The organism is Cohnella sp. CFH 77786, assembly GCF_019400745.1.
In the GTDB taxonomy this organism is placed as follows: domain Bacteria; phylum Bacillota; class Bacilli; order Paenibacillales; family Paenibacillaceae; genus Cohnella.
Map to the genome: position 1 here is coordinate 153,988 of NZ_WJIB01000005.1, position 26,488 is coordinate 180,475.

General features: G+C 57.3%; 28 protein-coding genes. 25 read left to right on the forward strand and 3 right to left on the reverse strand.

Going from position 1 to position 26,488, the window contains the following annotated elements:
* Window positions 1–366: 366 nt before the first annotated feature.
* Together GE107_RS09860 and GE107_RS09865 are read left to right on the forward strand one after the other, a co-directional pair.
* A complete protein-coding gene (locus GE107_RS09860; protein ID WP_370636336.1) occupies window positions 367–1,440 on the forward strand; it encodes a MerR family transcriptional regulator in 1,074 nt (357 codons plus the stop codon).
* Between the two features lie 61 nt (window positions 1,441–1,501).
* On the forward strand, window positions 1,502–2,794 hold the full coding sequence (locus GE107_RS09865) for an amidohydrolase (protein WP_219639520.1): 1,293 nt from the start codon (window positions 1,502–1,504) through the stop codon (window positions 2,792–2,794).
* Here the strand turns inward: GE107_RS09865 and GE107_RS09870 are convergent.
* Entirely contained in the window at window positions 2,791–3,624 is an 834-nt protein-coding gene (locus GE107_RS09870) for an alpha/beta hydrolase family protein (RefSeq protein WP_219639521.1), read from the reverse strand. The genes GE107_RS09865 and GE107_RS09870 overlap by 4 nt on opposite strands.
* A 70-nt stretch (window positions 3,625–3,694) precedes the next feature.
* Complete coding sequence (locus tag GE107_RS09875) at window positions 3,695–4,564, reverse strand: LysR family transcriptional regulator (protein WP_219639522.1); 870 nt, start codon at window positions 4,562–4,564, stop codon at window positions 3,695–3,697.
* 124 nt (window positions 4,565–4,688) lie between these two features.
* Between GE107_RS09875 and GE107_RS09880 the strand changes: the two genes are divergently transcribed.
* From GE107_RS09880 to GE107_RS09920, 9 genes are all read left to right on the forward strand, one after another.
* The gene (locus GE107_RS09880) at window positions 4,689–5,546 is read left to right on the forward strand and encodes a DMT family transporter (RefSeq protein WP_219639523.1); all 858 of its coding nucleotides are present in this window, start codon (window positions 4,689–4,691) and stop codon (window positions 5,544–5,546) included.
* A 55-nt stretch (window positions 5,547–5,601) separates the two neighbouring features.
* Window positions 5,602–6,738, forward strand: a complete 1,137-nt coding sequence (locus GE107_RS09885) for a GerAB/ArcD/ProY family transporter (protein WP_219639524.1) — start codon at window positions 5,602–5,604, stop codon at window positions 6,736–6,738.
* On the forward strand, window positions 6,735–8,312 hold the full coding sequence (locus GE107_RS09890) for a spore germination protein (RefSeq protein WP_219639525.1): 1,578 nt from the start codon (window positions 6,735–6,737) through the stop codon (window positions 8,310–8,312). Before GE107_RS09885 ends, GE107_RS09890 begins: the two co-directional genes overlap by 4 nt.
* Entirely contained in the window at window positions 8,309–9,535 is a 1,227-nt protein-coding gene (locus tag GE107_RS09895; protein WP_219639526.1) for a Ger(x)C family spore germination protein, read from the forward strand. Before GE107_RS09890 ends, GE107_RS09895 begins: the two co-directional genes overlap by 4 nt.
* 3 nt (window positions 9,536–9,538) lie before the next feature.
* Window positions 9,539–9,763 carry a hypothetical protein gene (locus GE107_RS09900; protein ID WP_219639527.1) on the forward strand — a complete coding sequence of 75 codons (225 nt, stop codon included), beginning with the start codon at window positions 9,539–9,541 and terminating at the stop codon, window positions 9,761–9,763.
* A gap of 122 nt (window positions 9,764–9,885) precedes the next feature.
* A complete protein-coding gene (locus GE107_RS09905; protein WP_219639528.1) occupies window positions 9,886–10,095 on the forward strand; it encodes a hypothetical protein in 210 nt (69 codons plus the stop codon).
* A gap of 23 nt (window positions 10,096–10,118) precedes the next feature.
* Window positions 10,119–10,910: a helix-turn-helix domain-containing protein gene (locus GE107_RS09910; protein ID WP_219639529.1), complete on the forward strand. Its 792-nt coding sequence runs from the start codon at window positions 10,119–10,121 to the stop codon at window positions 10,908–10,910.
* Between the two features lie 99 nt (window positions 10,911–11,009).
* Window positions 11,010–12,413, forward strand: a complete 1,404-nt coding sequence (locus GE107_RS09915; RefSeq protein ID WP_219639530.1) for an MFS transporter — start codon at window positions 11,010–11,012, stop codon at window positions 12,411–12,413.
* Window positions 12,414–12,435: 22 nt separating this feature from the next.
* Complete coding sequence (locus GE107_RS09920; RefSeq protein WP_219639531.1) at window positions 12,436–13,386, forward strand: phosphotransferase family protein; 951 nt, start codon at window positions 12,436–12,438, stop codon at window positions 13,384–13,386.
* Between the two features lie 195 nt (window positions 13,387–13,581).
* On the opposite strand, the gene GE107_RS09925 is transcribed toward GE107_RS09920, so the two are convergent.
* Window positions 13,582–13,764: a hypothetical protein gene (locus GE107_RS09925; RefSeq protein WP_219639532.1), complete on the reverse strand. Its 183-nt coding sequence runs from the start codon at window positions 13,762–13,764 to the stop codon at window positions 13,582–13,584.
* 833 nt (window positions 13,765–14,597) lie between these two features.
* On the opposite strand from GE107_RS09925, the gene GE107_RS09930 reads away from it, so the two are divergent.
* The 14 genes from GE107_RS09930 (at window position 14,598) to GE107_RS09995 (ending at window position 26,430) form a co-directional block, all read left to right on the forward strand.
* On the forward strand, window positions 14,598–14,840 hold the full coding sequence (locus GE107_RS09930; protein WP_370636337.1) for a spore germination protein: 243 nt from the start codon (window positions 14,598–14,600) through the stop codon (window positions 14,838–14,840).
* A gap of 27 nt (window positions 14,841–14,867) precedes the next feature.
* Window positions 14,868–15,110: a spore germination protein gene (locus GE107_RS09935; RefSeq protein ID WP_219639533.1), complete on the forward strand. Its 243-nt coding sequence runs from the start codon at window positions 14,868–14,870 to the stop codon at window positions 15,108–15,110.
* Window positions 15,111–15,138: 28 nt separating this feature from the next.
* Window positions 15,139–15,573: an Hsp20/alpha crystallin family protein gene (locus tag GE107_RS09940; RefSeq protein WP_219639534.1), complete on the forward strand. Its 435-nt coding sequence runs from the start codon at window positions 15,139–15,141 to the stop codon at window positions 15,571–15,573.
* 525 nt (window positions 15,574–16,098) lie between these two features.
* Entirely contained in the window at window positions 16,099–16,536 is a 438-nt protein-coding gene (locus GE107_RS09945; RefSeq protein ID WP_219639535.1) for a Fur family transcriptional regulator, read from the forward strand.
* Window positions 16,530–17,237, forward strand: coding sequence for a metal ABC transporter ATP-binding protein (locus GE107_RS09950; protein WP_219639536.1), 708 nt, complete (start codon window positions 16,530–16,532; stop codon window positions 17,235–17,237). Before GE107_RS09945 ends, GE107_RS09950 begins: the two co-directional genes overlap by 7 nt.
* A complete protein-coding gene (locus GE107_RS09955; RefSeq protein ID WP_219639813.1) occupies window positions 17,183–18,076 on the forward strand; it encodes a metal ABC transporter permease in 894 nt (297 codons plus the stop codon). The genes GE107_RS09950 and GE107_RS09955 overlap by 55 nt, the downstream gene beginning before the upstream one ends.
* Window positions 18,077–18,222: 146 nt before the next feature.
* Window positions 18,223–19,224, forward strand: a complete 1,002-nt coding sequence (locus GE107_RS09960) for a metal ABC transporter substrate-binding protein (RefSeq protein ID WP_219639537.1) — start codon at window positions 18,223–18,225, stop codon at window positions 19,222–19,224.
* A 21-nt stretch (window positions 19,225–19,245) separates the two neighbouring features.
* Window positions 19,246–20,460 carry a GTP-binding protein gene (locus GE107_RS09965; protein WP_255570365.1) on the forward strand — a complete coding sequence of 405 codons (1,215 nt, stop codon included), beginning with the start codon at window positions 19,246–19,248 and terminating at the stop codon, window positions 20,458–20,460.
* 3 nt (window positions 20,461–20,463) lie between these two features.
* Window positions 20,464–21,279 carry an AAA family ATPase gene (locus GE107_RS09970; protein ID WP_219639538.1) on the forward strand — a complete coding sequence of 272 codons (816 nt, stop codon included), beginning with the start codon at window positions 20,464–20,466 and terminating at the stop codon, window positions 21,277–21,279.
* Window positions 21,280–21,303: 24 nt separating this feature from the next.
* On the forward strand, window positions 21,304–22,854 hold the full coding sequence (gene nikA, locus GE107_RS09975; protein WP_219639539.1) for a nickel ABC transporter substrate-binding protein: 1,551 nt from the start codon (window positions 21,304–21,306) through the stop codon (window positions 22,852–22,854).
* 1 nt (window position 22,855) lies between these two features.
* Window positions 22,856–23,800, forward strand: a complete 945-nt coding sequence (gene nikB, locus GE107_RS09980; protein ID WP_219639540.1) for a nickel ABC transporter permease — start codon at window positions 22,856–22,858, stop codon at window positions 23,798–23,800.
* Entirely contained in the window at window positions 23,797–24,681 is an 885-nt protein-coding gene (nikC, locus tag GE107_RS09985) for a nickel transporter permease (RefSeq protein WP_219639541.1), read from the forward strand. The genes nikB and nikC overlap by 4 nt, the downstream gene beginning before the upstream one ends.
* Complete coding sequence (locus tag GE107_RS09990; RefSeq protein ID WP_219639542.1) at window positions 24,678–25,709, forward strand: ABC transporter ATP-binding protein; 1,032 nt, start codon at window positions 24,678–24,680, stop codon at window positions 25,707–25,709. Before nikC ends, GE107_RS09990 begins: the two co-directional genes overlap by 4 nt.
* Window positions 25,660–26,430 carry an ABC transporter ATP-binding protein gene (locus GE107_RS09995; protein WP_255570366.1) on the forward strand — a complete coding sequence of 257 codons (771 nt, stop codon included), beginning with the start codon at window positions 25,660–25,662 and terminating at the stop codon, window positions 26,428–26,430. Before GE107_RS09990 ends, GE107_RS09995 begins: the two co-directional genes overlap by 50 nt.
* The last annotated feature ends 58 nt before the right edge of the window (window positions 26,431–26,488 follow it).

The following is a 26,488-nucleotide window of genomic DNA, read 5'->3' on the forward strand; positions in this document are numbered from 1 at the left end:
TCATCCATGGGTTGCCGGCTCGACCGTCGCGCTCGCTTTGGGTGCGGCCGCCGTATCGTTCTTTCGAGCAAACGGATGATCGCGAAGGCTTGAGGGAAAGCGGCCGATGAGCGTTGCGACGGTTAACCCGCGATTGAACCTCCCTCCGCCGAGGCGTATAATTTTTCCTGCGCGAACGGAAGGGGCCTGCTCTTCAGGGCAGCCGAGTTCTCTTCGATTCGGGCAATCATTTGGTTATTTGGTCCGGATGAGGGCTTAAATGGGCTTGATCAAGCGTAAGCGTCAGGATGATCGGTTGCCTCTGACGTTACGTGAAGGTTTATGCTGGTGCCGGACGTCGGACGATCCAGTTCGGGAGGAAATCGGATGAAGGAAATGAGGATCCAGGAGCTGGCGCGGAAATTGAACCTCTCGCAGCGGGCTATCCGCTTTTACGAGGAGAAAGGGATGATCCGTCCGCGGAAGAACCCCGATACGCGCTACCGTTCGTTCGGAGAGGCGGATGCCCGCAGGCTGCAGACGATCATGTCGCTGAGGGAAATCGGCATGCCGGTCGAGGAAATCAAGGCGCTGCTGGACGAGCTGGATCGGGGGAAACGCGACGAAGTTCTGCATGCGTTGGAGCTGCAGCGGTCGATGATGTTCTCCCAGTTCGTCGAATTGAAGCACAACATGCACACGGCCGATCGAATCATCGAACGCATGAAAAAGGAAGAGGAATTCGTTTGGGAGGATATCTACGAGCTGACGAGGGGTCTGCGAAGACTGCGCGAGTTGCGGTCCGCCTGGCGGGACCACTGGGATTTCGACGGACAAGCTCCCCTTCACGACGAGCTGGTGCGCGACGGCGGGCAGCCTTTCAACGCGCATCCCGCTTACGACGCAGCCTTGCGTCTGATTGCCGAATGGACGAATCCCCGCAAAGCGGAGCAGGGACTCGACATCGGCACCGGGACGGGCAATCTTGCCGGTCTGTTCCTGGACCGGGGCATCGAGATGTCGGCGATCGACCAATCGATCGGCATGCTGAAGCAATGCCAGCGGAAATTTCCGTCGCTTGACACGAAGCTGGGCAACTTCCTGGCGATCCCGTATATGGACCACACTTTCGATTTTGCCGTCTCCAGCTACGCGATGCACCATTTGACCGACGATCAGAAGCTGCTGGCGCTCGACGAGATGCGGAGGGTGCTGAAGCCGCACGGACGCGTATGCTTTGCGGATTTGATGTTCGTAAACGAAGAGAAACGGTCTTCGTATTTACGGAAGCTGGAGGCGAAAGGAAAAACGGATATCGTTGCCCGAATCGAGAGCGAATATTATGCCGACCGTTCGCGGATCCTGCAGTGGTTCGACGATTACGATTACGTCACCAAAGTGCGGCAGTTGACGGATTTGCTCCATATCGTCTACGCGGTTCCCAGCAGAATGGCCTATTGACTCTGACGTAACGGAACGGTTTATCCTCCTTCGTATCCCGAGATACAAGGAGGATTTTGGTATGCGCAAAATATTGCTGAAAGACGTGCGGATGTTGACGATGAGGGAGAACGAAGCGGTTTGCCGGGGAGCTCTCCTGATCGAAGGGGACAAGATCGCGGCGCTGGGCCCCGATGTTCAGGCTGAGGCGGACGAGGTCATCCAAGGCCGAGGCATGGCGGCGATGCCCGGTCTCGTGAACGCGCACCAGCACAGTCCGATGAGCTTGCTTCGGGCCTTCTCGCTGGACCTCAAGCTGATGGACTGGCTCTCGCGCAAAATGCTGCCGGCCGAAGCCCGAATGACGCCGGAGGATATTTATTGGGGAAGCATGCTTGCCATGGCCGAGATGATCCGGTCGGGAACGACGGCTTTCGCCGACATGTACATCCACATGAACGAAATCGCGGCGGCGGTCGAACGGTCGGGCATGCGCGCTTCCCTGACCCGGGGGCTTGTGTTTCTCGAGGACGACGGCGGGCGGAGGATGCGGGAAGCCCTGGATCTGGCCGATCGTTGGCACGGCGCCGCGGGAGGCCGGATCACGGCCATGTTCGGCCCGCACGCCCCTTTTACTTGTCCGCCGGAACCGCTGAGGGAAGTGATCCGTTTGGCAGCTGAACGGAATTTGCCTATCCACATCCATTTGGCGGAAACGAAAGAGGAAGCGGCGAAAATCCAAGCAACCTACAATCGAACGCCCGCGGAATATTTATTCGACAACGGCCTTTTCGAGCATTCGCACGTGCTGCTCGCGCACGGCGTGCACCTGAGCGGAGGGGATATCGCGCTGCTGAAGGGGATGCGGGGCGGCGTCGCGCACAACCCGGTTAGCAACTTGCAGCTCGGATGCGGCATCGCGCCCGTGACCGAATTGAAGAGGCAGGGCATCGCCGTCGGGCTGGGTACGGATGGAGCGGGGAGCGCCCCGAACCTGGACCTGTTCCAGGAGATCAAGGTGGCCGCCTGGCTGCAGAAATGGGTATGCGAAGATCCGACCGTCATGCCCGCGGGGGAGGCGCTTCGCATGGCCACGATCGGCAGCGCCCGGCTTCTCCGTCTCGATCAGGAGATCGGAACGCTCGAGGCGGGCAAGCAAGCCGACATCATCCTCATCGACTTGGACAAACCTCACCTGCAACCGATCCACGATCTCGAATCGTTGATCGCTTACGGGGCAACCGGCGCGGACGTCGACACGGTGATCGTCGGGGGCCGGCTTCTCATGAGAAACCGCCGTCTGCTCACGATCGACGAGGAAGAGCTGATGAAGCAGATATCCGCGAGAGCGAAGAGAATCGTGGAAGGAGTTTAGCGCGCGAGCCAGTCGAACATCCGTCCGATGGCCGCATCGTGGACGAGGGACGGAAGGTGATGCCCGTAACCCTCGTACCGGTGAAACTCCGGGGTCGCGCCCGCTTGCCGCAGCTTGTCGTACATGCGGAGCGCGTGGCTGAAGGGCACCTGCGCATCCTCCGTCCCGTGAATGAGAAGAACGGGGGAGCGGATCCGGTCCGCCAGACAGAGCGGCGAGCGTTCCCGGTAAGCCTCCGGCATGGCGGCGGGGGAGCCGCCGATGACGCGTTTGAGCATCCGGCGCAGATCGATCCGCTCCTCGTACGTTTGCGCCAAATCCGACACGCCGCCCCAGAGGACGAGCTTATGCGGCTTCTCCGTACGGATGGCCGCAAGGACCGCGTTGATGGAACCGCGGGAGAAGCCCATGAAGGAGAAGCGTTCCGGGTCCGCGAACGGCAAGCTCTGCAGGAGTCGGTAAGCGGCCAGCACGTCCTCCCGGTCGCGCCCGCCGAATTCGTCGCGGCCTTCTCCGCTCTCGCTTCCCCGGTAAGCCGGCGCGAAAACGATGTGGCCGTGCCCGGAAAACTTCTCGAGCCAATGGGTTTGCACCCGTCCGACATGGCCGATCCCGCCGCGGCAATAGAGCAGGACCGGCCATCGGGAAGTCCGGATGTCCTTGATCGAAGGGGACAAGGGAGAAGCGACGGCGTTCACGGCTAGATCTTCGCGGCCGTGATAGCGGAGCAGCCAATCACCGAGCTCCGCGGAGGGAAGTCCGAAGCCGTAGGGAAACGCGAGGTATCCCTTCACTTTCAGACCGTCCGATAGATAGGTGAGGTGGTACATTCGCCTCACCTCCATTCCTTGTATTCGTCGATAAACATGAGAACGATTTTACATCCAATCGTCAGAAGGTTCATTCGGCTGCATCCCAAGTTTCCGGCAGCATCGCCATGAAGGCGCGAAGAGCGCTTCCGGCGAACGAGTCCTTGCGGGTGACGAATTCGGTCTTCATCCGGTTGATCGAATCGGGCAGCGCATGGGCGCGGATTGTCCCGTCCATCATTTGCTTGGGCGCGACTGCGCGGGGGAGGAGGGTGATGCCCAGTCCGGCCGCTACGCCCCCGATGATCGCTTCGAGCGTGCCGAGCTCCATGACGACCGGTTGCGGATGGCCTCCGGAGACCACCCATTTCTCAAGGACTTCGCGGTAGGAACAACCCATGTTGTAGACGAGGATGGGCTTCGCGACCGCTTCTTCCAGGCTGGTCATGGACGCCGCGGACAGGATCGCCACTTCCTCTTCGAAGACGGCAACGGATTGCAGATCCGGATGCTCGCAGGGAATGCCGACGAAGGCGGCGTCCAGCTCGTAATGCAGCACCTTCTCCATAAGGAGCGGCGAATGGCCCGTCTCGAGCGACAATCGTACGTTCGGGTACTTCGTATGGTAAGCGGTGAGCAGGCCGGGCAGCCGCAAAGCCGCGGCGGTCTGCGTGGAACCGAGCCGAAGCGGGCCGGCCGGCTCCAGGGCGGACGAGAGGGCTAAGGCCGCTTCGTCGAGCAGGCCGACGACTTTGTCCGCGTATTCAAGCAGCGTCCTGCCGCCCGCAGAGAGCGTCATGCCCCGGTTGTGGCGCAAGAACAGCGGCGTGCCCAGTTCGTTCTCCAAGTGCCGGATTCGGGCCGTAACGTTCGATTGCACGTAACCGAGACGGGCGGCGGCTTTGGTCACCGAACCTTCCCGGGCGACCATTTGAAAGACACGCAGATCCGAGCTTTCCATGCGGGTAACCTCCGTTCTTGATCTGATATCGTTAGAGATGATATCCAGAATCGTTAACAATCATTATACAGAAAAGCTCCCCTCCTTTAAAATAGGGACGACAATAGGAAGGGGAGGATGTCCAATGAATCGTTGGAAATATACCGGGCTCATTCTGTTTACGACGTTGCTGATGGGGAGCGCGTTTCCGGTCGGCAAAATGGGGATCGCTTACGCGCCGCCTTTCCTGCTGATGGGGCTGCGCTTCCTTCTGGCCGGAGGAGCGCTCACGTTCATCACCAATGGAAAACTTCGTCCTCGAGGGGGAAAGCAATGGCTCCAGGCGGCTGCGGTCGGCTTGTTCCAATCCGCCGGCGTCATGGGCTGCGCGTATTACAGCATGAGATGGATCACGTCGGGAGAGTCGGCGATCCTCACGTGCACCAATCCGCTGCTGGTCGTCGTTTTCGGCTCGCTGTCCGCCGGAGTCCAATACCGGCCCATTCAATGGTTGGGCGTATTCGCCGGTTTCGCGGGCGTCGCCTTTAGCTTCGGCTTTCATATCGGTATGCAGCCGGGCACGTTCATCGGATTTGCCGGAGCGGTCTGTTTCGCGGCCGCGACCCTGCTAATCAAGCGTTGGGGAGCGGCGTTCGACATGACGGTGCTCGCGGCCTGGCAAATGGTGTTCGGCGGTCTCATACTGCTCGCGTTAAGCGCGCTGACGGAGCAGCCCCATTTCGCGCTGAACGCCGCATCCATTACCATCCTGCTTTGGCTGGCCGCGATGTGCTCAATCGTCCAGTTTACCCTCTGGTTCTACCTCTTGCAGCAAACCGAACCCGGCAAAACGAGCTCGTTCCTGTTCCTCGTACCGATTTTCGGCGTTCTGTGCAGTTGGATCCTCCTCGGGGAGCAAGTCGGCCGGGAAACGTACGCGGGGGGAGCGCTCGTCTGCCTCGGCATCTATCTGGTCAACCGAAGGCAGCGGGATTCGCGTTGATTAAGCCCCCCGCGCGATGGCAATAACTGTAGAACGGAAAGGAGGGACCCCGTCCATGACGACACCCGCATCCGCGCCCGTGTCCGTTCGGCAGTTTACCATCCTCGTCTTCCTGTATACGGTCGGCACGACGATCCTGGTCATACCGGCGGGGCTAGCCGCCGTAGCCAAGCAGGATGCCTGGATCGCTTCCCTCTTGGGCTTGCTGTTCAATTTGGCAGCCGTCTTCTTCTATCTCCGTTTTTCCCGCAGTTTTCCGGATATGACACTCGCGCAATATTACGAACGGGTGTACGGACGGTGGCTCGGCAAGCTTTTCACGCTCTCTTTCGTTTTTTTCTCGTTCATCGGGGCGGCGACCGTTTTGTTTTATTTGGGCAATTTCATCAACACCCAGGTCATGCCGAAAACCCCGATCCAGGCGATTAGTATTCTGTTCATCTTGATCGTCGCGATGGGGCTCCGGCTTGGTTTGGAGGCGATCGCCAAAGCGGGTGAGATCCTGTTTCCGTGGATCGTCCTGCTGTTCTTCATCCTGATCGCCTGCCTGCTGCCCCAAGTCGAAGTTCACAAGCTGCTGCCGATGTTCGAGGCCGACGTTTCCTCCTTGTTGAAGGGCGCCGTTTCCGTGACGGGCACTTCCGCGCTTCCTTTTATCGTTTTTTTAATGTTTTACCCGGCCTTCGTGGCGAATCGGAAAAAAGCAGGCAGAGGGTTCGTGGCGGGCACGATCGCCGGCGGACTTTTCATCGCGGCCATCACGTTTCTGTCGGTGGCCGTGCTGGGCGCGGATATCAGCGAGAGGCAGATGTATCCCAGCTTCTCCCTCGCCAAGAGGATCAATATCGGCAACTTCTTCGCACGGGTCGAAATCCTGATCGCCGCGATCTGGTTCATCACCGTCTATTTCAAGATCCTCTTCTACCTCTACGGGTGCGTCGCGGGGCTCGCCCAGCTGCTGGGTATCGGCGATTACCGCGCTTTGGTTCTGCCCATGGGCATGATTTTGGTCGTTTATTCTCAAGTCGTCTACCCGAACGTCGTCTACGCGGCGGAGTTCGACCGGACGGTATGGATTCCTTATATTCTGACTTACGGGCTTGTCATTCCGATCGCCACTTGGGCCGTCGGGCGGCTGCGTCATCGGATGCGGGGCAAACCAACAGCGACGAGCGGAGATGTGGGCGAATGAAGAGAGGGGTGCTCAAGCTTCTTCTGAAAGCAGGCAAACGCATAAGACGTTCCTCCCATCCGACGTCCGAACCGTCCGTCGCTCCGCGAGCGCAGGAAACCGGTCTCGATCGCCGTTTCGAGCAAATCAGCACCGCCTTGGGAGCCAGCTCCGATCTGGTGCTCAAAGAAATCCGGCTCGGCGGGGCGGCGGGACCGCGGGTGGGCGCGGCGTATTTGGACGGCTTGAGCGATACGAGGCAGCTGTTTCAATCCCTTCACGGGAACGACCGCCCTCTGGAGGAGTGGTTAAACGCTTCTCCGGAAGCGGTATTGGAGGAATTGAGAAGAACGGTTCTCGCAGTGGGCGATATCAAGGTCATCGACGGAATCGAGAACGCGGTACCGGCGGTTCTGGCGGGAGAAACGGCATTGTTCGCGGACGGCTGCGCGCAGGCGCTTACGCTGGGTACGTCCGGCGGGGAGAAGCGCGGAGTCGAAGAGCCGAACACGCAATCCGTCATCCGGGGCCCGCGCGAAGGCTTTACGGAACTGCTGCGGACCAATACGGCTCTGGTCAGAAGGAAGATCCGCGACGCGCGGCTCCGGATCGATGGCAGGCAGATCGGCCGGGTTACCAAAACGGACGTGGCCGTCATGTATTTGAAGGGCTTCGCGAGCGAAGCCGTCGTCGCGGAAGTGCACGACCGACTCGATCGGATCGACACGGACGCCATTCTGGAGAGCGGGTATATCGAAGAATTCATCCAAGACCACGCGTTCTCGCCCTTCCCGACGATCTACAATACCGAACGACCGGATACGGTGGCGGCGGGACTCCTGGAAGGCCGCGTCGCCATCTTCGTGAACGGAACGCCGTTCGTGTTGCTGGTACCCGCGTTGTTCACGCAATATTTCCAGGCGCCGGAGGACTACTACCAGCGCGCCGATTTCAGCAGCCTGCTGCGGATATTGCGCCTGACCAGCTTCTTTGTCGCGCTGCTGGCGCCTTCGCTCTACATCGCCGTCACCACCTTCCACCAGGAGCTGCTGCCGACTCCGCTGCTGATCGGCCTGGCCGGGCAGAGGGAAGGAGTACCTTTTCCGGCGTTCATTGAAGCTCTGATGATGGAAATCACGTTCGAAATCCTGCGGGAAGCCGGGGTCCGGATGCCCAAAGCGATCGGCCAGTCCGTCTCGATCGTCGGAACGCTCGTCATTGGCCAAGCCGCCGTCGAAGCGGGGCTCGTATCGCCGGCGATGGTGATCGTCGTCTCGATCACGGCGATTTCCAATTTCGTCGTGCCCGCCTTCAATATGGCCATCTCTTTGCGCATCCTCCGGTTTCTGTTCATGGGGGTTGCCGCGTCCTTCGGGCTGTTCGGGGTCGTGGTCGGCTTGATTGGCCTCGTGCTCCATCTGTGCAGCCTGAAATCGTTCGGCGTCTCCTACATGGCGCCGTACGCTCCGTTAATACGGGCCGACCAGAAAGACTCGCTTCTCCGTCTGCCGGTTTGGGCGCTTCGCACGAGGCCGCGGTCCATCCCGAACTCAAACCCCGTACGCCAGGCGCCGAAGGGTGGCAACCCGTCATGAGCCGGCGGTTAGAGGGAGGGGGTGCGCTAGCGTCCGCCGTACTTCTGTTCGAACTGCTGCTCGGATTGCTGCTGCTGACCGGCTGTTGGAACCGCAGGGAGCTTAACGAGCTTGCAATCGCTGCCGCCATGGGCATGGATAAAGCGGCAGACGGCTACCGGATCTCGATTCAGATCATCAATCCGGGAGAAATCGCGGCCAAGAAAGGCGGGGGCATGATGTCGCCGGTCGTGACGTACGCGGCTTCCGGCCATACCGTCATGGATGCGCTCCGCAAAATGTCGACGGAGATGCCCAGGGAAATCTATTTGGCCCATCTCCGCATTCTGGTGATCGGTGAGTCGCTGGCCCGGCAAGGGATCGGCAAAGTGCTGGACGTACTGTCGCGATACCACGAAGTCCGGACCGACTTCCATATCGTCGCCGCCAGAGACCGGACGGCCGAAGAAGTCTTGAGCTCGCTTACCGCGCTGGAGAAAATACCGGCAAACCGCCTGTACACTTCCTTGGATTTGTCCGAGAAAATTTGGGCGACCACCGGCAAAACGAATTTGGATACGCTGATCTCCGCCATTGGCAGCGAAGGCCAGGGAGCGGTCATGACCGGCATCGAAATCGTGGGCGACCCGGAAAACGGCCGGACCGTGGAACAGCTTAAGCGGACGACACCGTCTCCGCTCTTGCGGTTTTCGGGTTTAGGCGTCATGCGTCAGGACAAGCTGGAAGGGTGGTTGGGCGAGCGGGAGAGCAAGGGGCTGGGCTATACGAGGGGCAACCTGGCGGGTGCTCCGATCTCGTTCCCTTGTCCCCGCGGCGGTTACATCGGCGTGGAGCTCATCCGCATGAAATCGGACGTCCGTGGAGAAGTGAAGGCGGGGAAACCCGTCGGTTCGGTCCGGATCCGGGCGGAAGGCAATTTGTCGGAGGTCGAGTGCGAAACGGACGTGTTGAAGTTGGGATCCATATCAGAGTTGGAGAAAGAGACGGAGAACGAGATCCGGACATCGGTTCTGGAGGCCGTCCGACGAGTCCAGCGGGAATACCGATCGGACATCTTCGGGTTCGGGGAAGCGCTCCATCGCGCGAAACCCGCCGCTTGGAAGAAGTGGAAGCGGGATTGGCCGCGGATGTTCGCAGGCCTGGAAGTCAAGGTGAACGTGGACGTCAAGATCAGACGGATCGGCACGGTGGGCGATCCCGTCGTCCAAAAACTGGAGGAGTAGCCTGTGGTTTGGTCCATATTCGTGATCATCGGCGCTGCCGCGATCTGCTGGATCGACGTGCCCCGGCTGCGCAGGAACAAAGCGGTTAAAGAACGGTGGGCGTTCGGTGTGCTGCTGACTGTCGCCGCGGGGCTCGGCATCGCGCAAAGCATGCGCGTCCGGCTGCCGAATCCGCTGGATTGGATCTTCTCGGTATTCCGGCCGATCAGCGATTGGATGTCCCTTTAAAGAATAGCCGGTTTCTTGCAGCCGGATATTCGTGTTTCGAAATCGTTCGTATGGATCTCTGCTTGATCGAACAGACGTTCTCGTTTATAATGGAGAAAACGACGATCAAGGAGGCCGTGATCATGTCGTCCGTCCCTATCGAGAAATACATCGGCCGGAGAGCGGAAATCATCTACCAGGACAGCAAGGGGAATTTCACCAAGAGACGCGTATCCGTCTATTCCGTGCGCAACGGCAAGGTCCGGGTATTGGACTGGGGGAAGAAGTCCTTCCGGACGCTGGCGAAGGATCGAATTCTGAGCGCGCTGCCGATCGTCGGCCGCGCCGTGTAAGGCCGCAGGGAGGAGCATGCCGCTTGGGGGTCCGGTATTCCGAAATCGACGCCGTCATCGCCTACATTCACCAACATCTCCATGACCCGCTTCCGCTTTCCCGGCTGGCGGGTTACGTCGCATACAGTCCGTTCCATTTCACTCGCATTTTCAAGGAAAGAACCGGCCTCTCGCCCCAGTATTACGTTTCCTCGCTCCGCCTGCAGAAGGCCAAGGAGCTGCTGCTCCGCACGAACATGAGCATTCGGGACATCGGCTTGGAAATCGGCCAGCAGAGCCTGGGGACGTTCACCACCCGGTTTACGGAGAAGGTGGGCGTGACGCCGTCCGAGTTCCGGAACTCCGCGCCTCAAGCGGAGAACCATTTCCGCGCTCTCCAGCAGCTGAAGATGTGGACGGAGCCGCTGCCCGAGTCCAACCTTTTCTCCAGCGTGGAAGGAACCGTACGGGCGGAAGTTCCTTTCGAGGGCATCATCCTGATCGGCCTGTTCGCCAAGCCGATTCCCGAAGGTATTCCCTTGTACGGCACGCTCCTATCGTCTCTCGGGAACTTTCGTTTCACGGGCGTCCGACCGGGCGTCTATCATTTGATGGCGACATCGGTGTCCTGGAAGATGCAAGCGTCGGACTTCCTGCTTCCGTATGCGACCTTGCGCTCCTGGTCCAAAGAACCGATCCTCACAGCCCCCGGCTTCGCGGTCCCGCACCAAGAGATTTTCCTTCACCCGCCCCGGCTCGACGATCCGCCGATCCTCATCTCCCTGCCTTTGCTGATGAACCAATTCTTGCACCGTATGTTCCAACATAGCCGGTAGACGGAAATCCCATAGACCGCAATCGATAAGAAACCCGGATGATGGAGACATGGTAGGATAAGAGAAAATCAAGCGTGCCATGGGAAAGGAAGAGAGAGAATGCGTCCAGTGGAGAGTCAATCCCGGTCCGCAGGGAACCATGCGGAAATCCGCAAGAGCGTTCCGTGGATCTATTATGTGATCTTCTTCGCCGTCCTGAACGAATCGGTGTTCAACGTGTCGACCCCCAGCATCGCCAAGCAGTTCGCTTTGGACGAATCCGGCGTCAGTTGGGTCGTCACCATCTTTTTTATCGTGATCGGCGTCGGGATGGTCGTGTTCGGGAAACTGTCCGACATGTACAGCATCAAGAAGCTGATTTCGATCGGAATCGTCCTCTATGCCGCGGGATCCGTCCTGGGTTTCGCGCTGCAGATCTGGTACCCCGCCGTCATCTTGGCCCGGGCGATCCAGGGCGCCGGCTGCGCCGCCATTCCGGCCCTCGTCTTCGTAATGGTCGCCAGGTTTTTCTCGGCGGAAGAGCGGGGGAAGATTTTCGGCATCATCACTTCGACCGTTTCGTTCGCGATCGGCATCGGACCGGTTCTGGGGGGATTCATCGCCGGCTCCTTCCATTGGGCTTATCTGTTTCTCGTTCCGCTTCCGATCGTGGCCGCCATCCCTTTCTTCCGGCGCTACTTGCCGAAGGAACCCCGCAGTCCCGGCAAGTTGGACATCGTCGGCGCGTTGCTTCTCAGCCTGTCCGTGTCGATGGTCGTCTTGTTTACGACAGAAGGAAGCTGGCTCTATATGGCCGCGGCTTTAGCCGCACTCCTCTTGTTCGTCGTGCAGATCCGCCGGGCGCAAGACCCGTTCGTCGAACCCGCGTTGTTCGCCAATTCGCTGTACCGCAGCGGGCTGATCATCGGTTTTCTCATCTTCGGCACGGTCATGTCTTCGATGTTCGTCGTTCCCTTGATGCTTAGCAAAATGTACGGCCTGGACACGTCGAACATCGGGCTCATCATGTTCCCGGGCGCTTTCAGCGCGGTCATCTTCGGCAAGGTCGCCGGGAATTTGACCGTCAAACGAGGCAGCCATTTCGTCATCTACTTGGGACTTGTCTTGTTGGCCGTCAGCTTCCTGCTGCAATCGTCCTCGATCGGCTTGTGGGTATGGTATATCGGAGCCGCCCTTGTTATGATGTATATCGGGTTTTCCTTCGTGCAGACGGCGCTTGCGGAAAGCGTGACGCAAATATTGCCGGGCAGCCAGATCGGCGTCGGCATGGGCTTCTTCAATATGATCTCGACGATCTCCGGCGCGGTCGTCACGGCGTTAGTCGCCAAAGCGCTGGAAGTCAAGCTGCTCGCGTTTCCGTTTCATCCGTTCATCGCCGATGCGGACGCCAGCATGTACGGCAACCTGATTCTGATCCTGAGCTTCGTCGTCGCGGGAAGCGCCGTGCTTTATCTGGTCACGTTCGGAAGGAAAGCTTCGCAGGCCATTCAAGATCCGGCTTGACCGGAAGTGAAGGAGATGGGGAATGGAAGGCATCTACAAAACGAAAATCGAGGCATCCGTTCTGAGCGGAATCATTCGCGAGGCATTCGATTGCGCGATGGAATCGTCGGCCGAAATGACGGGAGGGTGGGCGAACAGCGCTTACGCCGTCCGCCTTGAAGACGGAAGACGGGTCGTGCTGAAGGCCGGCCCGCCGAAATCGGCGAAAATGATGCGGTACGAATACCGGATCATGCACACGGAGGTCGAAGCGATGCGCCTGCTGGCGCCCCTCGAAAATTTGCCGATTCCGCGAATCTATCACCACGACGATTCATGCCGCGTACTGCCCGTGGAATTTTTCATCATGGATTACATAGAGGGCGATATTTACAACACGGTGAAGGATTCGTTGCCCGAGGAACAGAGAGCATCCATCGAATTCGAAATCGGACGCATGAACCGATTGATTAACGACGTTCAAGGGTCGCGATTCGGTCTGTTCTCGAAGGCCACGGAATCCACGTGGCGAAACGCGTTCCGGGATTTGATCTTCGGGGTGCTGGAAGACGGAGAAGAGGCGGGCATGAACATGCCGGTCCCGTATGCCGATCTCCGGAAAAAAATCGAATCCCGGCTCGGCGTGATGGACGAGGTGAAGGAACCACGGCTCGTCCACTGGGATCTATGGGACGGCAATATCTTCGTCCGCAACGGTTCCGTTTCCGGGCTGATCGATTTCGAGAGGGCCTTATGGGGAGATCCGCTGATGGAATTCTTTTTCGGCCGTTTCCGGCCATCCCCGTCGTTCAGGAAAGGGTATGGACGCTCCGAGTTGACAGAGAACGAGCAGGCGAGGAGAACGTTGTACGACTTATACCTTGATCTGATCCTCTACGTGGAATGCGCGTATCGGCAATACGAGGACCGGAACCATGTCATTTGGACGCAGGATAACTTGACGGCGAGTTTGACCTCCTTTATGAACGATTAATGCGAAAAAGCGATGATCTCCGGCATAGCGCCAAGGATCATCGCTTTTTTAGCACTGCGATTACAGGATAACACGTCTATTCGAGGAGCGATCGGGAAAAGGAAAACGGGCTTATCCGATTTCCGGATAAGCCCATTTCGGTCACGGGGAGATACGGGCGATCGAACCGCAGTGGAACGAATCCGCGCGATGCCCTTAGAGCTGCAACGGATCGTAATGACGATGAGTCGCCGGTTTGCAACCGCAACCGTACGGCATTTTCATGTGCCCGCCGTAAGGTGAAGTCGGTTGACCGCAGTAAGGATTCTGCATATGCCCGCCGTAAGGCATCGTCGTCTGTCCGCCATAAGGCATCGTCGTCTGCCCGCCGTAAGGCATCGTCGTCTGCCCGCCATATGGCTTGTACCCGCCGGAAGACTTATGCTTGTGTCCTTCGGAGCGTTTCTTCGATGCTCCGTCCGAATGCCCTGCGGACTTTCCGCAGGAACGTCCATGGGATTTCCCGGAAGAACGCCCATGCGAACGTCCGGATGAACATCCGTCGGAACGTCCATGGGACTTCCCGGAACGTCCGGATGAACATCCGTCGGAATGCCCGTGGGACTTCCCGGAAGAACGACCATGCGATCGTCCGGACGAAGATCCGTCGGAGCGGCCGTGGGATTTCCCGGAAGAACGACCATGGGATTTACCCTGCGAACGTCCGTGGGAGCGTCCGTCGGAACACCCGCAGGAACATCCATTACCATGCAGTTCCAGACCCATCCTAGCACCCCCTGTCTTTTAGGGATGTTTTACGATATGACATGTCCGATATCAAAGAAACGGACAAGCGCAGAAGAGGCGAAAAAAAGGCAAGTGCAGCGGACAAGCGATCATGAGGGCTCAACGAAACGAAAGGGGGCAATGGATATTCCCGAACGCCGGATAAACCGCAAGAAGCCGGGGGTGTCCTCTACTGAATCGGCATACCCCGGCTTCCCGGGAAAGTCGATCACTCGCCTAAACTCAACGCGGAAATCGCCTAACCGTCTATCCAGCGGTTTTTTCTATCCTTGGCCAAGCGGGTTGAGAAAGGCTTGATCCATCTCCATCAATAAGGAGGTACGGGCAACCGTCCCGATCCTAACAAAGGCATCTCCCAAGCTGTCCGTTGAACGTTTGGGCGAATGTCATCATATGGTGTAAAGATCAGAGGGGAGGGGAAGCTGTTGGCGACGGTCATCAACATTTTCGTACTCAGAATCAACAGCATTGCCTCGAACGCGTCCGTGAATATCGGAGAATCAGTCATCAACAGTCCAACTTCAAGCAACAAATATACGGGATACAATGCTTCCTACGGAGACGCTGCTCCTCCGTATGCCACGATGAAAAATACCTATGTGGACCCGGACGTTAACGACATGAACGAGATCGGGAGCTACGACACGGCGAAGACGATCCAGGGGTGACCATTACCGAAGCAAGGGGTGAGCAGGGTGCCATTTTTTATCAATATCAGCGTGATGAAAACGAACGGAGTTAACTCAAACGCCAATCTCGACGTCGGCGCAACGGTTCATAACAGCCATACCGCAAACAGCAAGTTCATCGGCGAGAACAGAAGTTTCGGGGATTTCTCGCCTACATTGGCATTAATGAACAATAACGTGCTGGATACCGATATCAGCGATCAGGACCAAATCGCGAACCCGTCCGCTCCTATCACGGCTCAGATCTAACATTCGATAGCATGTGCAGGAGGTTGGCATGAATATCGAAAAGCTGAAGGAATGGATGGAGTTCGCGCAGAGCTATGGGGAAGGGGACTACTGGGAGCAGCTGTTCGACGCAAAATCCGATTCGCTGGGGAAGAAACGAACGGAGAAGGTCGAGTACCCGAAGGTCGACGTCTACCAGTCGAATACTGAAATCACGGTCGTGGCCGAAGTCCCCGGTCTCCGGAAAGAAGAGCTGTCATTGTCCGTGTCCGGCAATATCCTGCGAATAAGAAGCAATCCCGGCAGAGGACCTTACTTCGGAACAACCGTCCAGTCGGAGAGATATAACGGATCGTACGATCGGGAAATTCAACTTCCTTCCTCGGTCGAAGGTCCCGCGATCTCGGCCGGACTGGCGGACGGGTTGCTGACGATCCGGTTCCGCAAAGCCGGCAGGAGGGAAGAGCCGATCTTCTTGGAATGATCGGACGAGCAGAATGACGTTCCGACAGCCATTCGCTTGAGAACCGTTCCAAGCGCTTCAAATCGAGCGGACGTTCTTCCCGGAAGAACAACGACATCATTTCGTCATCGCGGTCGTATGTTCTTCCTCCGGAAAACCGTCCGGCTCGGAGATTCTGGATTTGGGTTGCGGAACGGGAAGGTACGCGGTCGCGCTTCAAGCGATCAGGTTCAAGGTGACGGTTTGGACCTGTCGGAAAAGCCGATTTGCATCCAACTTACCCGATGTTCGGGCTTCAACATTTTCGGGATCTGTTTTCAAGGACGAGGCTGGCTCTTGAAGACGTTTCCGGTGACTATCAGGGCAATCCCTGCGATCCGGACAAGTCTCCCCGGATGAATGATGGGCGGTCGAACAAAACGGAATTGACGAAAGGCCCAGCGGCTGATAAACTGTTAATCGTAAATATTACGAAAAATGCAAGAGGTTATTTTTTTTCATGCGTAATCGTAATATTTACGAATTGATGAGGGGCGGTACATACCCATGGCACGAGATGCGGAGTGGATCATTCGCGTGATATCCGAAAGAGGCATGCGCATTACAGAACAACGCCGCAAATTGGCGGAGTTGTTTGCCGGCTCGCCAACTTTTCTGTCTCCCAAGGAAATCTACCGAATGATGGACGGCTCCCATCCTGGGCTGAGCTTCGATACCGTATACCGCAATTTGAAGGTGCTGCTTACGCTCGGGGTCATCCAGCCTTATTACATCGGAGAGGAAGTGAAGTACGGGATCGGACCGGCATTGCCCGAACACCGTCATCCGTTTATCTGCCTCGAATGCAGCCGAAAGATCGAGCTTCCGTTCTGCCCTGTGGAAGCCATCGAGCTGCCGGCATCGTTCCGAATGATCCGGCACCGCTTCGAGGTATACGGGTATTGCCAAGATTGCAGCGGAAAGGAGGATGCTGCCCTATGCTGATCGCTTCCTTGAAGAATATCCGCTTTGGTTACACAGACGTGCCTTGCTTGGTGGATGCCAATATCGAAATCCGGTCGGGCGAGTTCGTCGCCGTAACAGGACCGAACGGAGCGGCCAAGACGACGCTTCTGAGGTTGGCGTTAGGATTGCTCCAGCCTTGGGAAGGCAGTGTCGAACTCGCTTCACGCAACCCCGATGGCGGCAAGCTGACAGTCGGCTACGTTCCCCAGCAAGTGGCTTCATTTAATGGCGGTTTTCCCAGCACCGTATGGGAGTTCGTCCGTTCCGGCCGTCACGTGCGGGGTTCATGGTTCCGGAAACTGAAGGCTTCCGATCACGAACAAACGGAACAAGCGCTTCGAAACGTCGGGTTATGGGGACTTCGCCATCGCAAAATCGGCGAGTTGTCTGGCGGTCAGAAACAAAGGCTCTGCATTGCCCGAGCGCTTGCGCAGGAACCGGATCTGCTGGTACTAGACGAGCCCGCGACTGGAATGGATCAGGAAAGCCGGCTCGCGTTTTACGAGCTGCTGCATCATCAGGTCAAGGGGCTTGGGCGCACAGTCGTCATGGTGACGCACGAAATGTCCGAATCCGAGAAGTATTTGGACCGGGTCATCATGCTGGAAAGAAAAGAGGACGGAGGCTGGAGATGCTGCACTACGACTTCATGCAGCGGGCATTTTGCGCCGGTGGGCTGATCGCTCTGGTCGCTTCTGTGCTTGGCGTGTATTTAATGCTTCGCAGGCAGGCGCTCATGGCCGACATGCTGTCCCACGTTTCGCTTGCAGGCGTGGCGGCAGGCGTTTATTTCGGCATGAATCCGACGGTGAGCGGCTTCGTCATGGCTGTGCTCGGATCCATCGCCGTGGAATACGTGAGAAGAGTTTATCGCTCGTACAGCGAGATTTCGGTGGCGATCATCATGATCGGCGGCTTATCCAGCGCCGTGATTTTGATGAGCTTGAACAAAAGCGTGAACGTGAATTTCACTTCGTACCTGTTCGGTTCCGTCGTCGCCGTCAATTGGACGGAGCTGACGTTGATGTTTGCGGTCGCCTTGATTGGCGCTTGCTATTTTTGGTTGTTCCGCCGGCCGCTTTACCACTTGACGTTCGATGAAGACACGGCAACAACCGGCGGATTTCCCGTAAGGCGGATTACGTTATCTTTCAGCGTCTTAACGGGCATGATCGTCGCGGCGGCGATGCCGATCGTAGGCGTTCTGCTCGTATCTTCGTTGATCGTGCTGCCGGCGGCACTCGCCATCCGGATCGCTCGCAGCTTCGCATCCGCGTTGTGGCTGGCGATGGCGTTCGGTCTTGCCGGCGTATTCTCGGGACTGACGGCCTCCTATGAGCTCAGTACGCCGCCGGGCGGCACGATCGCGCTCGTGCTTCTTGCCTTTCTGGTTGCCGGGATCGGGATCCGGAAAGCGGTGCTGTGGATTGCGAAAAGCAGGCCGAAGGCAGAGGACCTCGCCGATGAGGCGGCTGTCGGACCGATACCGCGTATTCATGAGGATTCATCCGCCGTTTAACGAAGTTTCACTCTGTCAAACACCCGGAAGCGGTGAGAGTTTAACTCCGTCAAACTCCCGGAAGCGGTGAGAGTTTGACTCCGTCAAACTCCCGGAAGCGGTGAGAGTTTGACTCCGTCAAACTCCCTATTAGAGGAGGAAAACAAATGAAAAGCAGATTTTCGAAAGCACTTATCCTGGCGACCGCTGTCGTCCTGTTGCTGGCAGGTTGCGGCAAGGGGAAAACGGCCTCAGAACCGGCAGCCGCCGATTCGGGCAGCCATTCGGGCAGCAAGTTGAAAGTGGTGGCGACGTTCTATCCGATGGTGGAGTTCTCCCGCCAGGTGGCAGGCGAACATGCCGACGTTGTCGGACTCATTCCCGCGGGAGCGGAACCCCATGATTGGGAACCGAGCGCCAAAGACATGGCGCTGATCAAAGAAGCGGACATTTTCGTCTATAACGGTTTGGTTGAGGGTTGGGCGGATAACGCGCTGACAAGCGCGCCGAATGAAAAGCGGATCGTGGTGGAAGCCATCCATGGCATGACGTTGATGAAAGGGGAAGCCGAAGACCACGAAGAGGAAGGCGCCGAGGGAGATGCCGGCCACGGGAAGGAAGAGGAGCACGGAGAAGTGCTCGATCCCCATATTTGGCAAAGCCCGGTCCTCGCCCAGAAGGTCGTGGCGGCAATCCGGGATGCACTGATCCAGGCGGACCCCGCGAATGCCGACGATTACCGGAAGAATGCCGATGCGTATAACGCTAAGCTTCAGGAGCTTGACAAAGAGTTCCGCGCCGGGCTGGACGGGTTAACGGGCGTCAAACGCAAGGAGTTCGTCACGCAGCATGCCGCCTTCGGTTACCTGGCCAAAGAATACGGTCTGACCCAAGTTCCGATCGCGGGGCTGTCACCCGATCAGGAGCCCTCTCCGGCTCATATGGCGGAAATCGTGAAGTTCGCGAAGGAGCACGACGTGAAAACGATTTTCTTCGAAACGCTCGTAGAGCCGAAAATCGCCGAGACGATCGCATCCGAGATCGGCGCCAAAACCGACGTGCTGAATCCGCTGGAGGGGCTGACCGATGACGAGGTCAAGCAAGGCTTGGATTATATCGGCATCATGAAAAACAATTTGGCTGCGCTGAAGAAGGCGTTAAACGAGTAGAAAAAAGGAGAGATAACCGTCATGAATATCCCGAAAATTCCGGTAACCGTATTGAGCGGATATTTGGGCGCGGGCAAGACGACCGTGCTCAACCATGTCCTGAATAACCGAAACGGACTGAAGGTGGCCGTAATCGTCAACGATCTCAGCGAGGTGAATATCGACGCCGAGCTGGTTAAGGACGGCGGCGGGCTCTCCCGTACCGACGAGAAGCTCGTGGAGATGTCCAACGGCTGTATCTGCTGCACGCTTCGCGAGGATTTGCTCCGCGAGGTGGAGCGGCTCGCCAAGGAGAATCGGTTCGACTACATCCTCATCGAATCGACGGGTGTCGGCGAACCGGTTCCGGTCGCGCAGACATTCACCTACATAGACGAAGAGCACGGCATCGATCTGTCCGCCTTCTGCCGTCTCGACTGCATGGTGACCGTCGTGGATGCCAACCGGTTCTGGCACGACTACTCTTCCGGAGAATCGCTGATCGACCGCAAGCAAGCGATCGGAGAAGACGATACGAGAGATGTGGTCGATCTGCTGATCGATCAAATCGAGTTCTGTGACGTACTGATCCTCAACAAATGCGATCTGGTGAACGAGGAAGAACTTCGGCAGCTGGAGGGAGTACTCCGAAAGCTTCAGCCCCGTGCGCGATTCATCCGCACCGTGCATGGCAAGGTCGATTCCGCGGCGATTCTGAACACCGGCTTGTTCGACTTCGAAGAGGCCAGCGCATCGGCCGGCTGGATCCAGGAGTTAGAGAAGCCGTCCCATACGCCGGAAACCGAGGAATACGGAATCGCATCGTTCGTTTACGAGCGGACGAAACCGTTTCATCCAGTTAGGCTGAAGGAATGGATGGAAGATTGGCCGGTCGAGGTCGTAAGAGCCAAGGGCATCGTTTGGCTGGCCAGCCGCAACGACGTAGGCCAGAGCCTCAGTCAGGCCGGACCGTCGATCCGCTTCGGTCCGTCCGGCTATTGGATCGCCGCGCTGCCCGAGGAAGAACGGCATGCTCTCCTCCGGGAAGAGCCGGAGCTGGCAGAGCAATGGGATCCTCTCTTCGGAGACCGTATCAACAAAATCGTGTGGATCGGGATCGGAATCGACAAGGAATCGCTCGTTTCCGGACTCGACGCTTGCTTGCTGACCGATGAAGAAATGAAAGGGGACTGGCGCTCGTTTCCGGATGAGCTGCCGAACGCGGTTGCCGAACTGCCGGAAGCCGCATTGTCGTAACCCATGAGCAAAAACGCGAATAACAGCAGGCTCCCCCGAGCCAAAGGCATCGACATGGCGACGGTATACACGCCGAAGGAATGCGCCCGGAAGGCGAGAAAAATCGTGCTGCCCCAGGCGAATCGGCAAATCGTCGAGGAATTCATCGCGATACTGGGCATGAAGGAGAAGTTCGAGGAACATGACGTGCCGATCCCGAACAAGGTCGTCATGTACGGCCCTCCGGGTACGGGCAAGACGCTTACGGCGTTCTATATCGCCCAGCGCCTGGAGCTTCCGCTTATTATCGCGAGACTGGATGCCATCATCCACAGCCATTTGGGGGAGACGGGCAGCAACGTGAGGAAAATTTTCGAATTCGCGAAGTCGTCTCCTTGCGTGCTTTTCCTTGACGAGTTCGACGCCGTCGCGAGAACGCGCGACAACAACGACGAAGTGAAGGAGATGGCGAGAGTCGTCAATACGCTGCTGCAATGCCTCGACGAGTTCCAGGGAGACAGCATCTTCATGGCCGCGACCAACCTGGAAAATGAGCTGGACCATGCGGTCTGGCGCCGTTTCGATACGAAAATGACGTTCGGGATGCCGGACGCTGAGCTCAGAAGCGAATATATCCGTTTGCTGATCGGCGATTTCGCGCGGGCAGAAGGCGTGATGCAGCCTGCATGCGAGCTGCTGAACGGGTGCAGCTTCGCCGACATCGAGCAGATCGTGCTGAAGGCCAAACGCAAAGCGATTATCGAAAGCCGCTCGCTAACCTTCGGGCACATTCGCGATGCCTTCGGGGAATACAAGCCTAAGATCGCGATACCGGTTTGAGACGGCATAGGAAGGAGCGAATCCATGTTCTATCGTCGAATTCAATCCCCTATTTTCGCGCTTCTGATCGCAGGAGTATTCGCCATGGCGGCGGGTTGTTCCGCAGGCACGAAACAAGGGGCGGAAAGTGAAACCAAAAAAGTGACGTTAATACTGCCGTTCAAATCGGCCAGCTTGGATCCCAATAATGACTACACGCCGCTTCGCTCGGGCGTAACCGAAACGCTCGTCAAACTGGACGATCAATTGAACCTGCAAGGGTGGCTGGCAACGAAATGGGAAGCGAAAGACGAGAAGACCTGGAGCTTTACGATCCGTGACGGAGTTCATTTTCATGACGGGGCGAAGCTTGATGCGGCTGCCGTGAAGTCTTCTTTCCAGCGAGGTTTGGCCGTCAGCAAAACATTGGCCGGCGCGCTCAAGATCTCTTCCATGGAGGCAGACGGGCAGACGCTTACGATTCGGACAACGGAGCCGCACCCGTCATTACCGTCCGAGCTCGTCAGTCCTTATGCGTCCGTCGTGAACGCAGAGGCGGAGAAGAAGATGGGGAAAGAGGAATTCAACCGTGCGCCTGTCGGCACGGGACCCTTTCAAGTCACAAGCTTTACTCCGAATGCGGAAGTGCGCCTCGTACGGTTCGATGGCTATTGGGGCGGAATTCCGAAACTGAATGAGGCCGCGGTCAAATTCAACGAAGACGGAAACGTGCGCGCGATCGCCCTGCAATCGAAGGAAGCGGATATCGTTTACGGGATACCGGCGGAAAGCATCGAAGCGATCAAGCGGGACGAAGCATTAAAGATCCAATCGATTTCCGGGCTGCGGGTTCATTATATCCTGTATAACCAGCAAAAGCCGTTGCTGCAGGATATCAAGGTTCGAACCGCTCTGAACCGCTTGCTCAATCGGGAAAGCATCGCCCGGGATATCCTGCTCGGCAACGGATCTCCGGCGAACGGCCCCTTCAACGACAAATTGCCGTTCGGCAGCCAGGAACCGGTCCCGATACCTGATGCGCCCAAAGCGAAAGCGCTGCTGAAAGAGGCGGGTTACGTGGAAGGCGCGGACGGCAAAATGATGAAAGACGGCAAGCCATTGGAGTTGGAACTCATTACGTATAAAGCACGTCCGGAACTGCCTCTGATCGCCCAACTGATGCAATCCGATGCGGCCAAGGCCGGCGTGACGATTACGATCAAGTTGGTGGATAATGCCGACGTGTATTTACAAGAGAACAAGGATTGGGATCTGGCGACATACAGCAATCTTACCGCTCCCCGCGGAGACGGCGGCTATTTTCTCAACAGCGCGTTTGTTCCCGAAGGCTCCTTGAATCATGGTCATATCCACATCGCTTCGTTGAACGAAATCGTCAAGCAGTTGAACAAGACGAACGATTCTTCTCAGCGAGTTCAATTGACGAAGGAGGCCGCGGCCGTTATCAACCGGGAAATTCCCCACAGCTATGCGGTTTTCCCGAATTTGGTCGTCGGAGTGAATTCGCGCATTACCGGATGGGTCCCGGGTCGTGAAGAATTTTACATCCTGAATCATACGATGGATGTCCAATAAGATGGTCATTATCCTTGGAAAACGTCTGTTTCAGCTCATTTTCGTGTTGTTTCTGCTTTCCGCGGCGACGTTCACGATGATGAAGCTGGCTCCGGGGGACCCCGTGAGATCGCTTTTGCGGACCGACGAGTTTTTAACCACGCAGGCGGACGAAGCCAAACTCCGGAAGGAGCTTGGCTTTGATCTGCCGATTGTCGTCCAGTACGGGGAATGGATGGCCGGGGTTATGCAGCTTGACCTTGGAAAATCTTATTTGACGGGCAAACCGGTTCTTGATGTGATGGCATCCCGGCTTCCGATCACGGCGCAACTGACAGGAGGCGCTCTCCTCGTGATGCTGCTCATTACCGTTCCTCTCGGAACGGCGGCAGCGCTGATGCCGGGAAGATGGCCGGATCATCTCGGACGGGCGCTCGCGCTGATCGGCGCCTCCGTACCGGGCTTCTGGCTCGGCTTGCTGCTCATTTACGGATTTTCCTACAAGCTTCAGCTATTCCCGTCCATGGGCAAGGGAGGCTTCTTCCACATGGTTCTTCCTTGCTTCACCCTCGGATTTTCCTTGGCCGCCGTCTATGCCCGGCTGCTCCGAAACGGTCTGTTGGAAAGCCTGTCGCAGCATTATATCCGAGCAGCCAGGGCAAGAGGGGTTTCGGAGCGGGTGATCCTTACCCGATATGCGTTCCGGGCGGCACTGCTTCCGGTCGTCACGATGTTCGGCATGAGCATCGGGTACCTGCTCGGAGGGGCCGTCGTGGTGGAAACCCTATTCTCCTGGCCGGGCCTCGGCAATATGGTGATGGACGCCATTTTCGGAAGGGATTATCCGGTCATACAAGGATACGTTCTATTCACCGGCGCGGTCGTCGTGATGATCAACCTGATTGTCGACCTTTCTTACCGGGCGATCGATCCGAGAATCCGGTTCGGGAAAGGGGAGTCCGCATGAACGCTGCGATAAAAAAAGCCGTGCTTAGGCCGGCCCGTAACGGAAGGTACGTTTGGTTGTCCGCGAACCCGCTTCTGTTGATCGGCATCTCGCTGCTGTTCGTGTTTATGCTTCTCGCGCTATCGGGATGGCTGCTTGCCGCGAATGACCCCCTGGCCGTGAATATGGCGGAACGATTGAAATCTCCAAGCTTGGAATACCCTCTCGGTACGGACCACATGGGACGGTGTATTTTTTCACGACTCATCTCAGGAGCGCGAACGACCCTCGGCATTACCGCGATGGTCCTCATGACAGTGATGGTGATCGGCATTCCGATGGGGCTGCTGTGCGGATATGCCGGAGGAAGAATCGACGCCTTATTTATGCGCCTGGTAGACGGACTGCTCGCGCTTCCGGAATTTATTCTCGCCATTGCCGTTGCGGGATTCTTGGGACCGAGCCTCATGAATCTGATGCTGTCCGTCGTGCTCGTGAAGTGGATTGGCTACGCCCGTGTTGTCCGGGGCGTCGTCATGGCCGAACGGGAAAAAGAATATATTCTGGCAGCAAGAGTAGGAGGGGCCCGCACCTTCAAGCTTCTATTCCGTCATCTGCTCCCCCAGGCGGTATCCCCCGTCATGGTGCTTGCCGCATTCGACGTCGGCAAGGTGATCTTGACGATCTCCTCTTTATCCTATCTTGGACTTGGCGCCCAGCCTCCCGCTCCGGAATGGGGAGCGATGCTGAATGACGGAAGGCCTTATTTCCAGACCGCTCCGGAGCTTATGCTTTACCCGGGTGCCGCCATCATGCTCGTCGTTCTTGCTTTTAATTTGATCGGAGACGGGTTGCGCAATGTGTTGGACCTTAAGGAACGATGGAGAGGAAATCCAGGATGATCAAGAATCCGGTATTGCAAATATCCGGATTGTCGGTCGCATTGCGGGCCCATTCCGGTAGTTGGATCAGACATTTGGTTCAAGGCATCAACCTGACGCTGTATCCCGGGGAAATGCACGGCCTCGTCGGAGAAAGCGGGAGCGGCAAAAGCATCACGGCATCGGCCGTACTCGGTTTGCTCCCGGGATCGCTTGGGATCACGGAGGGTGAAATTCTGCTGAACGGAAAAGCCATTCACCGGTTGCCGGAAAAAGCCAAACGAAGGCTTCGCGGACGCGAAATGGCCTGCATCTTCCAAAACGATCAAGGAAGCTTCGCGCCGTTTCGCAAAATCGGGAAACAATTGACGGAGGCTCTGCAAGCCCATGAAAAAATGTCATCCCGTGAAGCGAGAGAAATATCGTGCGAGTGGCTTGAGCGGGTCAAGCTGCCGGCTCAACGGGTATTCGACAGTTACCCCTTCCAACTGAGCGGAGGGCAGCTGCAGCGGACATCCCTTGCAGCTTCGCTCATGATGAAGCCGTCTCTAATCATTGCGGATGAACCTACGACGGCGCTTGATGTGCTTACGGCAGAACAAATTCTCGATTTGCTGTCCGGCTTGCAAAAGAAAACCGAATGCGCGGTTCTGCTCATCTCCCATGATTTGACCAGCGTGCTGAAACGGACGGACCGAATGTCCGTCATGTATGGAGGTCATCTGATGGAGAGCGGCCCGACCGCCAGCGTCCGCCGCAATCCGCTTCATCCCTATACGAAAATGCTGTTGAAGGCCAGGCCCCCATTAGACGGGTTCATGCCGGACCGACTTGCAGCGATTCCGGGAGAGCCGGGAGCGGTCGCCGATCAGGGTTGTCCTTTCGCTCCGAGATGCCCCTATCGAAAGGAAGCATGCGTGCATATGCCCGCATCGGGGGTTCGAGCAGACGATCATTCGTCGGCTTGCCTCTTCGCTGATCCGGAAGGAGGAGATTCGATTGCCGCCGTTGCTCGAAGTGATCAAGATCGGGAAGTCGTATGGCGATAGCGTAAAAGTGCTTAGAGAGGTGTCTTTTCAAATAGGCGCAGGCGAGTGTCTCGGTTTGGTTGGGGAAAGCGGCAGCGGGAAAAGCACGATTACCCGGCTTATTCTTGGTTTGGACAAGCCCGACAGCGGGGAAATCTTCGTGAGCGGGCAAGCCGTGCATCGTTTAAAGGGAAAGGCTTTGCGTCATTCCCGCAAACATGTGCAGGTCGTCTTTCAGGATCCCGCCGCTTCGCTGAATCCGCGCCTGAGAATTTGGAAGTCGGTTGTCGAACCGCTTGAAAATTTTCCGGACGTCGAGCCCAAGTTTTTGACGAACGTGAGCGGAGGCCAAAGAGAACTCGCAGCCGCTCTGCTCGATCGTGTCGGACTCGGCTCCGAACTCCTGGACCGATATCCCGATCAGCTCAGCGGCGGACAGAAACAGAGGGTAGCGATCGCGCGCGGGCTCAGCCTGGAGCCCAAACTTCTCGTATGCGATGAGCCTACTTCAAGCCTTGACGTATCGGTGCAAGCGCAAATTCTGAATTTGCTTAAAGAACTGAAAGAAGAACTCGGAATATCGTATTTGTTCATTTCCCATGACATCGCGGCAGTCCGCTTCATGAGCGACCGCATTGCGGTATTGAAGGACGGACAATTGATCGATCAGTTTGCCGCCGGCGACCTTTTCTCTCCGGAACGCCATCCCTACACTCGGAAATGGACGGAAACGCCAGCCTAATGTGCCGCCGTCTTCGGAGTCTCCTCCGGCGCGGTTTTTTTTGTCCGGTCTGAAGGTT

Bases quoted from the DNA above. Each gene is read 5' to 3' on its own strand.
- GE107_RS09860 (WP_370636336.1), top strand. From the start codon at position 367: ATGAAGGAAATGAGGATCCAGGAGCTGGCGCGGAAATTGAACCTCTCG.
- GE107_RS09865 (WP_219639520.1), top strand. From the start codon at position 1,502: ATGCGCAAAATATTGCTGAAAGACGTGCGGATGTTGACGATGAGGGAG.
- GE107_RS09870 (WP_219639521.1), bottom strand. From the start codon at position 3,624: ATGTACCACCTCACCTATCTATCGGACGGTCTGAAAGTGAAGGGATAC.
- GE107_RS09875 (WP_219639522.1), bottom strand. From the start codon at position 4,564: ATGGAAAGCTCGGATCTGCGTGTCTTTCAAATGGTCGCCCGGGAAGGT.
- GE107_RS09880 (WP_219639523.1), top strand. From the start codon at position 4,689: ATGAATCGTTGGAAATATACCGGGCTCATTCTGTTTACGACGTTGCTG.
- GE107_RS09885 (WP_219639524.1), top strand. From the start codon at position 5,602: ATGACGACACCCGCATCCGCGCCCGTGTCCGTTCGGCAGTTTACCATC.
- GE107_RS09890 (WP_219639525.1), top strand. From the start codon at position 6,735: ATGAAGAGAGGGGTGCTCAAGCTTCTTCTGAAAGCAGGCAAACGCATA.
- GE107_RS09895 (WP_219639526.1), top strand. From the start codon at position 8,309: ATGAGCCGGCGGTTAGAGGGAGGGGGTGCGCTAGCGTCCGCCGTACTT.
- GE107_RS09905 (WP_219639528.1), top strand. From the start codon at position 9,886: ATGTCGTCCGTCCCTATCGAGAAATACATCGGCCGGAGAGCGGAAATC.
- GE107_RS09915 (WP_219639530.1), top strand. From the start codon at position 11,010: ATGCGTCCAGTGGAGAGTCAATCCCGGTCCGCAGGGAACCATGCGGAA.
- GE107_RS09920 (WP_219639531.1), top strand. From the start codon at position 12,436: ATGGAAGGCATCTACAAAACGAAAATCGAGGCATCCGTTCTGAGCGGA.
- GE107_RS09925 (WP_219639532.1), bottom strand. From the start codon at position 13,764: ATGCCTTACGGCGGGCAGACGACGATGCCTTATGGCGGACAGACGACG.
- GE107_RS09940 (WP_219639534.1), top strand. From the start codon at position 15,139: ATGAATATCGAAAAGCTGAAGGAATGGATGGAGTTCGCGCAGAGCTAT.
- GE107_RS09945 (WP_219639535.1), top strand. From the start codon at position 16,099: ATGGCACGAGATGCGGAGTGGATCATTCGCGTGATATCCGAAAGAGGC.
- GE107_RS09950 (WP_219639536.1), top strand. From the start codon at position 16,530: ATGCTGATCGCTTCCTTGAAGAATATCCGCTTTGGTTACACAGACGTG.
- GE107_RS09960 (WP_219639537.1), top strand. From the start codon at position 18,223: ATGAAAAGCAGATTTTCGAAAGCACTTATCCTGGCGACCGCTGTCGTC.
- GE107_RS09965 (WP_255570365.1), top strand. From the start codon at position 19,246: ATGAATATCCCGAAAATTCCGGTAACCGTATTGAGCGGATATTTGGGC.
- GE107_RS09970 (WP_219639538.1), top strand. From the start codon at position 20,464: ATGAGCAAAAACGCGAATAACAGCAGGCTCCCCCGAGCCAAAGGCATC.
- nikA (WP_219639539.1), top strand. From the start codon at position 21,304: ATGTTCTATCGTCGAATTCAATCCCCTATTTTCGCGCTTCTGATCGCA.
- nikB (WP_219639540.1), top strand. From the start codon at position 22,856: ATGGTCATTATCCTTGGAAAACGTCTGTTTCAGCTCATTTTCGTGTTG.
- nikC (WP_219639541.1), top strand. From the start codon at position 23,797: ATGAACGCTGCGATAAAAAAAGCCGTGCTTAGGCCGGCCCGTAACGGA.
- GE107_RS09990 (WP_219639542.1), top strand. From the start codon at position 24,678: ATGATCAAGAATCCGGTATTGCAAATATCCGGATTGTCGGTCGCATTG.